Annotated in this window: 7 protein-coding genes and 3 pseudogenes; 8 read left to right on the top strand and 2 right to left on the bottom strand. The window is 60.4% G+C overall.

Annotated elements, in window-relative coordinates:
- The first annotated feature begins 460 nt into the window (after positions 1–460).
- The 7 genes from G3N97_RS33035 to G3N97_RS33005 all read left to right on the top strand — a co-directional run bounded on the left by G3N97_RS33035 (position 461) and on the right by G3N97_RS33005 (position 8,383).
- A complete protein-coding gene (locus G3N97_RS33035) occupies positions 461–1,234 on the top strand; it encodes a coniferyl-alcohol dehydrogenase (protein WP_205997105.1) in 774 nt (257 codons plus the stop codon).
- A gap of 214 nt (positions 1,235–1,448) precedes the next feature.
- The gene (locus G3N97_RS33030) at positions 1,449–2,885 is read left to right on the top strand and encodes an NAD(P)-binding domain-containing protein (RefSeq protein ID WP_205997104.1); all 1,437 of its coding nucleotides are present in this window, start codon (positions 1,449–1,451) and stop codon (positions 2,883–2,885) included.
- A 20-nt stretch (positions 2,886–2,905) separates the two neighbouring features.
- Positions 2,906–4,054 (top strand): serine hydrolase domain-containing protein, encoded by a 1,149-nt coding sequence (locus G3N97_RS33025; protein WP_205997103.1) that lies wholly within the window; start codon positions 2,906–2,908, stop codon positions 4,052–4,054.
- 29 nt (positions 4,055–4,083) lie between these two features.
- Entirely contained in the window at positions 4,084–5,127 is a 1,044-nt protein-coding gene (locus tag G3N97_RS33020) for an alcohol dehydrogenase catalytic domain-containing protein (protein ID WP_205997102.1), read from the top strand.
- A 49-nt stretch (positions 5,128–5,176) separates the two neighbouring features.
- Positions 5,177–6,349, top strand: coding sequence for an MFS transporter (locus G3N97_RS33015; protein ID WP_205997101.1), 1,173 nt, complete (start codon positions 5,177–5,179; stop codon positions 6,347–6,349).
- Between the two features lie 239 nt (positions 6,350–6,588).
- Entirely contained in the window at positions 6,589–7,989 is a 1,401-nt protein-coding gene (locus G3N97_RS33010; protein ID WP_346778157.1) for a benzaldehyde dehydrogenase, read from the top strand.
- 82 nt (positions 7,990–8,071) lie between these two features.
- Positions 8,072–8,383 carry a hypothetical protein gene (locus G3N97_RS33005; protein ID WP_205997099.1) on the top strand — a complete coding sequence of 104 codons (312 nt, stop codon included), beginning with the start codon at positions 8,072–8,074 and terminating at the stop codon, positions 8,381–8,383.
- A gap of 84 nt (positions 8,384–8,467) precedes the next feature.
- Here G3N97_RS33005 and G3N97_RS33000 read toward each other — a convergent pair.
- Positions 8,468–8,728: pseudogene (locus G3N97_RS33000) on the bottom strand (aldehyde dehydrogenase family protein); the annotation flags it as partial.
- Positions 8,729–8,817: 89 nt separating this feature from the next.
- Positions 8,818–9,060: pseudogene (locus tag G3N97_RS32995) on the bottom strand (ATP-binding protein); the annotation flags it as partial.
- 12 nt (positions 9,061–9,072) lie between these two features.
- On the opposite strand from G3N97_RS32995, the pseudogene G3N97_RS39765 reads away from it, so the two are divergent.
- Positions 9,073–9,309 (top strand): annotated as a pseudogene (locus G3N97_RS39765) (ATP-binding protein); the annotation flags it as partial.
- Positions 9,310–9,444: the final 135 nt, after the last annotated feature.

The raw sequence follows: 9,444 nt of genomic DNA, 5'->3' as shown, positions 1-9,444 counted from the left end.
CGGCATCGGCTTCCTTCAGCACCCCGATAATCTGCTCTTCGCTGAACCGCGACTTCTTCATGACAAGGTTTCTCCTGCGGCCTTGCCACTAACTTTACAGTGGGATACTTCTGAGGGGGAAGGTCACCGGTCCCTGACGAAGGACCAGCCCACTCGTCGCTGAAGTGCGCGTTGAGCGCATCGCATGTAACTACCTCTGGCGATCGTAGTTGGTGAGGCGCGGACGTGTTCAGCGAACAGATGGAATCCAATCATGGAAAACCCCAGATAAGTAGTGAAGCGAGACACAGAATTAATGATCAATCTTTGATCAATTCAGTGCATCTGTATTCAGGGTAATCCCTTCCGCTCCGCTGCAACTCCTTGTTTCATCAGCCCCCCAAGCTGGACTGCTGTCTGGCACGGTCGTTGCAGTAGATAGGTCTGGGAACCCCGCTCTATTTCATCCAAAGGACTGAGCATGCTTCAAGGCAAGACCGTCATCATCACCGGCGCTGCTTCCGGCGTGGGTGCAGCGACCGCCGCACTCGCCGCGTCACAAGGCGCCCAAATCATTTCCATCGACATCAATCGGCCGCCCGAGCCGATCGGTGAGTTCTTTCGAGCCGACCTATCCAGCCAGGCTTCTATCGATGAATTGGTCAATGTCCTGCCGGCCGGCGCCGACGGCTTGGCCAACATCGCGGGTCTGCCGCCCACGCGACCGGCCGAGGCGGTGGTCGCCGTTAATCTCGTGGGCCTCAAATATCTCACGAACAGACTGGTGCCGAAGCTGGCGAATGGCGCCTCGATCGTGAACATCGCATCGCTGGCCGGCATCGGCTGGCCTGACGAAAAGGAACCGATTCAGGCGAGCGCGGAACTGGGCTTCAGCGATGTCGCTGCATTCTGCAAAGCCTACGATATCTACGGCGCGCGCAGCTATTTCTTTTCGAAGGAAGCGCTGATCGTGTGGACAATGCAGAACCGCTGGACTTGGCGCGAGCGCGGTATCCGCATGAACGCGATCAGTCCGGGGCCGGTTGAAACTCCAATCCTTAAGGACTTCCTGGCAACGCTCGGAGCCCGCGCAGAGGAGGACACCCGAATCATGGACCGCCCCGGGACGCCGGCAGATATCGCGCCGGTGGTGGCGTTTCTTCTGTCGGACAAGTCCGGCTGGATTCGCGGGACAAACATCCCTGTAGACGGCGGGATGTCTTCCCACGTGTTGTGTAAGACACATGGCTATTGAGGACTACTGATCCGTTCGCCGCGCTCCTAAAGCCACGCCATGCAAACGCCATTGCGCGGCACAAAAAACCGGCAGCAAGGACGTCGTCAAAACGCTCGAGATGGCCTACCGGGCGGCCTTGAATATCCCGCTGTTTTACTACCCACTCGGCACGCGCCACGTCGGTGCGCCTAAGAAGTTGATTTGATTCATAGACTGCAATCTGGAGAAAACCATGAGTGACGCTCAATCGACCCAATCGACCCATCTGCCAACGAAATACCTCGTCGTAGGGGCGGGTCCGCTGGGCTTGATCGCGGCGCGCGCCCTGCTGCGCGGTGGTGTGGACGTGGAACTGGCGGAGCGACACCGCGAAATCGGCGGCATCTGGGACATCGAAAACCCCGGTTCTCCGATGTATGAAACGTGTCACCTCATTACCAGCAAGCACCTCGGCGGGTTCTTGGATTACCCGATGCCCACAGATTATCCGACCTTTCCATCATGGCGACTGATACTGGCGTACATCCGTAACATGGCGCACGAGTATGGCCTGTATGAACGCACGCGCTTTAACACATCCGTAGCCAACGCCAGCCCGATCAAGGTCGAGGGCGTGGATGCCTGGAAGGTGACGATGGCCAATGGCGAAACGCGTCTCTACCGCGGTGTGGTGTATGCCTGCGGCCAGCAATGGAAGCCGTTCATTCCCGAATTTGAGGGCATGGACCGGTTCAAGGGCGAGATCCTGCGCGGTAACCAGTACAAGTCTCCCTCCCAGTTCACGGGCAAGAGGGTGCTGGTCGTCGGCGCGGGCAATAGCGGCGTCGATATCGCTGTCGATGCCGCCGAGCACGCCAGCAAGGCTTTCCTCTCGACTCGTCGTGCCTATCACTTCCTGCCCAAGCAGATCTTCGGTGTTCCCACGCCGGATCTGCTTGACGTACGTACCCCACCGCCGCCCATCCCTGGTCTGCCCGATCACCTGTCGCGTAAGCAACTGGCCGATCTAGTCGTGGCTACCGTTGGGGACTTGGGTCGTTACGGCCTGCCGGTGCCGGACCAGCCCTTGGGCGCGACCCATCCGATTGTGAGCGATCTCGTGCTGCATTGCTTCAGTCACGGCATCCTCGCCCACCGACCGAATATTCGCCGTTTCCACGAAAACACGATCGAGTTCGTCGATGGCCGTATCGAGGAAATCGACCTCGTACTGTTCTGCACCGGGTATGACATGGACATTCCGTGGCTGGACAAGGGGCTGGTGGATTATGACCAGGGTCACCCCATCTTCCACCTCGGCGCGATCGCACCCAAGGTGCGCAATCTGTACGCAGTGGGCGTTCTCCACCCGAGCAGAGCCGACGCATGGGCGACCTTCGATCAGTTGGCCCAGATTGTCGTCGCTGATGCTGTGGCCACGCTGACCGGCAAGGGCAAAGAGACGATGGACTTTATCCGCAACGAATATAAACCCAACCTGCGCGGTGACTTCCCCTTCCTGAATGTGCGCCGCAACGTCAACCAGGTGGATACGGACCAACTTGTTGCCATGATGGATGACCTGGAGAATCGCTTCGGCATTCCCATTCCCACGCACAGCAAACGCGGTTTTTATGAACCGCTGCGTGCGCAGTCTGCCACGGCGCAAGCGCAAGCTTTAGAAGCCTGAGGACGGAGATCTACCGCGCCATGTTCTCTCCCATCTTGCAACTTCCGCCGGTTGCCGCAGTTACCGGCCAGCACAGCCCCGACGGCGCAGAATTGCGCGAGGTGTTCTCACGCTGCCTGACCCGCATGCAGGGGGGCGCACAACTGTTCGTATCGCGCCGCGGAGAGACTATCGTCGACCTGGCCGGCGGGTCGATGAGCGAGGAGACGCCCGTCCAGGTCTTTTCGGTCTCCAAACTTGTCGTCGCGCTGGCGGCCGCCCATGCCCACGCGGGCGGTGCATTGAATCTGGATGTGCCACTGGCCACGTATTGGCCGGCCTTCAACCGACCGGTGACCAGAACCATCACCGCGCGCATGATTCTGGACCACAGCAGCGGCATCTGCGCAGTTGCCCGCCCGCTTTCGATTGACGACTGGCTTGCCGGCGTGCTGGACGTGGAAGTCGCAGTGCAAGACCCGTTCTGGGAGCCGGGCACGCAACACGGCTACCACGCGTTCACCTTTGGTGCGCTGATGGCCGGCGTTTTCGAGAAAGGGACCGGGGTAAAGATTCAGGATTATGTGGCGCAGCACATCACTGGCCCCCTGGGCTTTGAACCAGGTTCGGGATTCTGGTTCGGCGCGCCGATGGACGTGCTACCCAGGCTGGCCAGACTGAGCTTCGCTCCCCCGATCCTCACCGAGGCGCAGGCCGCTGCGTTTGCCAGCGGGCGGGCCCTCCCCGATGGATCCTTCGCGCCGATTATCCATGACGCGCAGGGTTTCTTTACCGATCCCCGCGTTCAGCAGGCCACCTGGCCTGCCGTGTCTGGCGTGAGTTCGGCTCGTGCACTGGGGCGCATTCTCAATGCGACGCTGGGCTATGGCGTGGCCGAGCCGCTGCTGGCCAGGCCCGACCTGGGTGCCCTGACAACCGAGCGCCATCATGGCATGGATCGCACGCTGTATCACGTGAGCCGCTATGGGTCGGGCGTGGAATTGCCGCATGGGTTCAACCCTTACCTTGGCGGCCGCTCTTTCGGGCATCAAGGTGCGGGCGGGTCGGTACTCGTGGCTGACCCGGACAGCGGCCTCGTGCTCGCTTATACCTGTTCGCACACCGCAGCGACAGTCGGCGCCTCCGACCAGGCGTTGGTGTTGCTGGCCACTGCGCGTCTGCTGGCGTAATACCGCTGACTTACTGAAAGGATCAGACGATGAAACAGGTCTTTGTTTCTGACTGCAACAACTACAAGCTGGTCGATGGGCCGGAGCCGACTATCGAGTCGTCCGGCGATATCGTCGTGAAGGTCAGGACGACGACGGTCTGTGGCTCGGATGTACATATCCTGGCTGGGCATATGCACACACCCTGGGGTTTCCCGCTCGGGCACGAGTTTGTCGGTGTCGTGCATCAACTGGGTTCCGAAGTACGCAACTTCAAGGTGGGTGATCGCGTCGTTGCTCCGGCCGCGCCGTGGTGCGGCCAGTGCGGCAACTGCCGCCGTGGCCAGACTCAGGTCTGCGAACGAGGAGGCATCTTTGGCTCCGGGGCGCGCTTCGGCAACCTCGGTGGAGCTCAGGCGGAATATGTCCGTGTGCCTTTCGCCGATACCTGTGTTTCACACATCCCCGACGGTGTAACGGATGCTCAGGCATTGACTGTCGGCGATGTGCTGAGCACGGGCTGGACGGCGGTCAGGAACGCTGTCAGTGCCCCGGGGCAGATGCTGCTGGTCTTCGGTGCAGGCCCGGTCGGACTCTCGGCCATCCACACCGCGCGACTGCATGGCGTGGCCGGTGTTATTGCGGTAGATACCGTCGCAGATCGGCTAGCACTCGCGAAGGAGTTAGGTGCGACCCATGTGATCGACCCCTCGCAGGAGGATACGCCCTCGGTTGTTGCCACGCTGACCGGTGGGCGTGGCGCAGAAGCAATCGTCGATGCTGCGGGCGTGAACGGCACGATCAACGCCTGGTCCGGCGTCGCTGCCCTCGGTGCTCGCATAGCGATGGTCGGCATTCCTGCTGTACCCGTGGAGATAAATCTGACTGCGTTGCTCGAAAAGAATGTCTCGATGTGGATGGGTCTGGGCGATCTGCGGCACATGGATATGCTGCTGTCCCTGATCGCTGGCGGGACGCTGGACCCGAGTCCGATTTTCACCGAGACCATTCCATTCCGGGATATCGAAAGAGCCATCGCCGAGTTCATCGACCGTAAGCCCGGTCTGGTCAAACCACTGATTCCTGTGGACTGAATCCGGCTCGATACCGGACACAAGACAAAATCATTTAAGGAGACAAGCTGTGAATCCTGCTTCCATTGACAAGGGGCGCGGACGCTTCGCGCTGATGGTGGGCCATTGCGCCGGCATGGTCGATCTGGTCGGTCTGCCTCTCTGGGTCGGCATCCTGATCGAGTCGTATCGCTTCGATCCGCAGCAGGCGGGCGGGCTGGCGACGCTCTTCCTGGCCGGCATTGTCATTGCCAGCGCGCTGCTGGCACCGCGTTTCAATCGTCTGTCGGGGCGCCTCGTCGCGACAGCCGGTTTCTCGATTTCCGCGTGTGGTTTCTTCATTGCCGCGACCACGCGGGATTCAGCGCTTCTGACGGGCCTGCATGCCATCTGCGGCCTTGCAGCCGGAGCGGGATTGAGTGTTACCCACGGCACGATCTCCCAGGGCGAACGGCCGCATCGCCTGATGGCCATCGCTGGCGTGGCACTGGGTGTGTTCGCAGTCATCTTCATGACTTTCGTGCCGGGAATCGTCGTTGCCCACGGTGGGCCGTCGCTGTTTGTTGTTTTCGGCACAGTTATGGCCGCTGCAGCTTTGGTGTCCTTTTCGTCGTTTCCACCCAGGACGGGCAGCGGGCGCGTGTCCGTAGCGCAGACTCTCCACTCTGAGCCCCTGCCGCGCGCCGTATGGTTCGGGTTGGCCGCCTTCGCCTGCGTCTGCCTTGAACATGCGATGGCGAACAGCTTTCTTGAGCGGGTCGGCATTGATCACGGCTTCTCGCACGGACAGATCGGCAGTGCGCTGCTCGGGATGTCGATCGTCAGCATCTTCCCTGGAGCGCTTGCAGCCTGGACGGAGAACCGGCTGTCCATCCGCGGTGTGCTGTTCATTGCGCCGATCCTCCACGCGGCACTGGTCGTTGTGCTGATGAACGCAACGAGCTTTCCGGCCTATGTCGCCGCGATGGTGCTGCTTCCCGGGTTGATGATTTTCATGCACACATTCACGTTCGGCGCAATCGCGAAGCTGGACCGCAGTGGCCGTTCCCTGGCGGCTTTTCCCGCATCGATCATGATCGGCTCGGCTCTAGGGCCGGTGGTGGGAGGGACACTCGTAAAGTTCTCGGGCTACCGCGCGTTGGGCAGCGGGGCGATGGTGTTGTGCATCATCATCGTGTCCTGCTTCCTGCGCCTGACGAAAGGGCGTTCTTCGCCTGTTCCCGTGGCGACTTCGGGACTGTAGGGCACCCGAGGAGCGCCGTGAACGCGAAGATCCGGGGTGGATTGTCCCGAAGCGGATTCATTCCCAGCCCTTCCCGAAGGTTGAAGCAGCAATTCACGGCGGCAGGACCGGCGTAAGGATCAATCCGCCTGGGAGGTCGCCTGATTTTTAGCATTTGCAAACCGGAAGATAGCGTCATGAATAGTCAAAGTAGCGTGGGACCTAGGGTGTGGAGCGAATCGCTCTTCACCGGAGCGTGGGTGAAAGCGGAGAGCATCTTGCGCGTCACGGAGCCAGCCACCGGCGAAGAACTGGCCAGAGTGGGGCGGGCGTCTGCCGACGATGTGAGCAAGGCAGCCATGGTTGCCCAGCAGGCGCAGAAAGCATGGGCGGAAATGCCGTTACTTGAGCGGGCTGCCGTGTTCCGGCGCGCTGCTCAGATCATCGAGCGGCGCACTGCTGAGTTGACCGAGTGGATCGTCCGCGAGACCGGTGCGGTTTCGCCCAAGGCGATGTTCGAGATCAGGCTCGTCATCAATCACATGCATGAGGCAGCTGCGTTGCTGACTCAACCGAAGGGATTATTGTTGCCCTGTGATGGCAGGGGTCTGTCGATTGCACGACGCATTCCCCTGGGTGTGGTAGGGGTAATCTCGCCCTTCAATTTCCCGTTTTTACTCTCCAGTCGTGCCATGACGCCTGCATTGGCATGCGGCAACGCGGTGGTTCTCAAGCCGGACCCGAGAACGCCGGTCGTAGGAGGATTCCTTCATGCCGAGATTCTGGCTGAAGCCGGCCTGCCCAGTGGGGTCCTTTGCGTCATGCCGGGGGATGCCGAGGCTGGCGAGGCCCTTGTTACCGATCCTGCGGTACGGATGATCTCCTTTACAGGATCTACGGCGGCCGGCCGCCGCGTCGGCGAGCTTGCGGGAAAGCACCTGAAGAAGGTAGCACTCGAACTGGGGGGGAAGAACTCGCTGATCATCCTGGATGATGCGGACATGGACCTGGCAGTCGCGAACGGCGCATGGGCGAGCTGGCTGCACCAGGGACAAATCTGCATGAGTGCGGGGCGCCACCTCGTTCACGAACGGATCGCCGAAGAATATGTCGCCCGTATGTCGGAGAAGGCTGGACAGTTGCCTGTTGGTAACCCCCATACCGAAAATGTCGCACTGGGGCCACTGATCTGCGCGGAGCAGGCCAGAAGAGTCAATGATCTGCTAAACGATACCCTGGCCCAAGGAGCCAGGCTGGCCGCGGGCGGAACATCGAACGGTGTATTTTTTCCGGCGACCGTTATTACTGGCGTAACGTCAGAGATGCGAGCGTTTAAGGAAGAGATATTTGGTCCTATTGTTTCTATCACCACGTTCTCTACCGACGACGAGGCTGTCGAGCTGGCGAACGACACCCACTATGGCTTGTCGGCGGGGATCATCACGGGCTCCATGTCACGCGGCAAGGCTATCGCCGATCGTCTGCGGGTGGGGCTCGTTCATGTCAACGACCAGACAGTAAATGATGACGGTTTCATGCCAATGGGCGGGCAAGGCAGCTCCGGCAATGGCTCAAGGCACGGGGGACCCGCGAACATCGAGGAGCTCACCCAGTGGCAATGGCTCACATTGAAGGACTCCGCACCCCGATATCCGCTTTAACTGTAAGCGCGCAGAAATGGACGTCTGGAACTTTTTGCTCTGAGCATGCAGGCTGTGTCCACTGTTTTTTGTCTGCATGGGCATGGCGCACGACGAGACGATGCTCACGGTGGGCGGCGCGATCAATGGCGTGGGCTGCGGTATCGTGCTGCCCGCCCTGGTTAGCTGGGGATTGCGTTCGCTGCCGTTCTCGCGGCGCGGGTTCGGCACGGGTGCGTTCACGGCTGCGCAGTTTGTCGGCTACTTCTGCAGCCCGATCATCGTCATGGGCGTGGTCATGCACGCGGGAACGCGTTTCGAGGTCGTGCAGACCTGGGGGATGGCGCTCTTCGTGCTCGCGGCAGTGTGCGCGGTGATCCCGCCGCTGCGTGTGCGACGCCTGAAACTCGGCTGAGCAAAAGCCGGTTGATGTGAAAGGGGCCCGGCGCGCGAAAGCGCGACCGGGCCCCATGTTATTTATACCGGTCGAGCTACGATGCTAGAGGCCTCCGAGCGCCACGTATTTTATTTCGAGGTACTCATCGATTCCGTATTTCGAGCCCTCGCGGCCGAGTCCCGACGTCTTTACGCCGCCGAATGGCGCGACTTCAGTCGAGATCAGCCCTTCGTTCACGCCGACCATGCCGAACTCTAGCGCTTCTGTCACGCGGAAGACGCGGCCGATGTCGCGCGTATAGACGTAGCTGGCGAGACCAAAGGGTGTGTCGTTGGCGAGTGCAATGGCCTCTTCTGCGGATTTCGGTGATGGTGATCAGTCGTTTCGGCGAACGTGATCGGTCTGGATGGTGGTGTTGCGCGGTCAATGGATTATAGCGACGGTGATCACGATCAGGCGTCAGCGGTTTCGGATTTCGTTTTCTTTCTCATCGAATCACCCTTGACCAGAAGCTTGTGGGCCTGATGCACGAGCCGATCGAGAATCGCATCGGCCAGCGTGGGATCCTGCAGCCATGCATGCCAGTGTTCGAGCGGCAACTGGCTGGTGATCACGGTCGAGCGCGTACCGACACGATCATCGAGTACCTCGAGCAGATCGTTGCACGCGGTCTGGTCGAGATCCTGCAAGCCCCAGCTCATCGATTAATGTTGCGCGCAACATTAATCGATGAGCTGGGCTATCTGCCGTTCAGCCAGACCGGCGGCGCATTACTGTTCCACCTGCTCTCAAAACTGTACGAGCACACGAGCGTCGCAATCACCAACCTCAGCTTCGGCGAGTGGGTGAGCGTGTTCGGGGACGCAAAGATGACGACAGCGCTGCTGGACCGGGTCACCCATCACTGCCACATCGTCGAAACGGGTAATGAATCGTGGCGTTTCAGGACCAGGGGGATGCGGACAAAATCTTGGACTACTTTGGAGGTAGTCCATGTATTCATACGAAGACCGCGTTCGGGCGGTCGAGCTGTACCTGAAACTCGGGAAGCGCATCAAGGCGACAATCCGCCAGTTGGG

Source organism: Paraburkholderia sp. Ac-20347 (assembly GCF_017104805.1).
Taxonomy (GTDB): Bacteria; Pseudomonadota; Gammaproteobacteria; order Burkholderiales; family Burkholderiaceae; genus Paraburkholderia; species Paraburkholderia tropica.
The sequence above is the reverse complement of the archived record's forward strand: the minus strand, read 5'-3'. Positions and strand labels throughout refer to the sequence as shown.

What these genes read in the sequence shown, in the direction of transcription:
- G3N97_RS33035 (WP_205997105.1), top strand. Translation starts at nt 461, where the DNA reads ATGCTTCAAGGCAAGACCGTCATCATCACCGGCGCTGCTTCCGGCGTG.
- G3N97_RS33030 (WP_205997104.1), top strand. Translation starts at nt 1,449, where the DNA reads ATGAGTGACGCTCAATCGACCCAATCGACCCATCTGCCAACGAAATAC.
- G3N97_RS33025 (WP_205997103.1), top strand. Translation starts at nt 2,906, where the DNA reads ATGTTCTCTCCCATCTTGCAACTTCCGCCGGTTGCCGCAGTTACCGGC.
- G3N97_RS33020 (WP_205997102.1), top strand. Translation starts at nt 4,084, where the DNA reads ATGAAACAGGTCTTTGTTTCTGACTGCAACAACTACAAGCTGGTCGAT.
- G3N97_RS33005 (WP_205997099.1), top strand. Translation starts at nt 8,072, where the DNA reads ATGGCGCACGACGAGACGATGCTCACGGTGGGCGGCGCGATCAATGGC.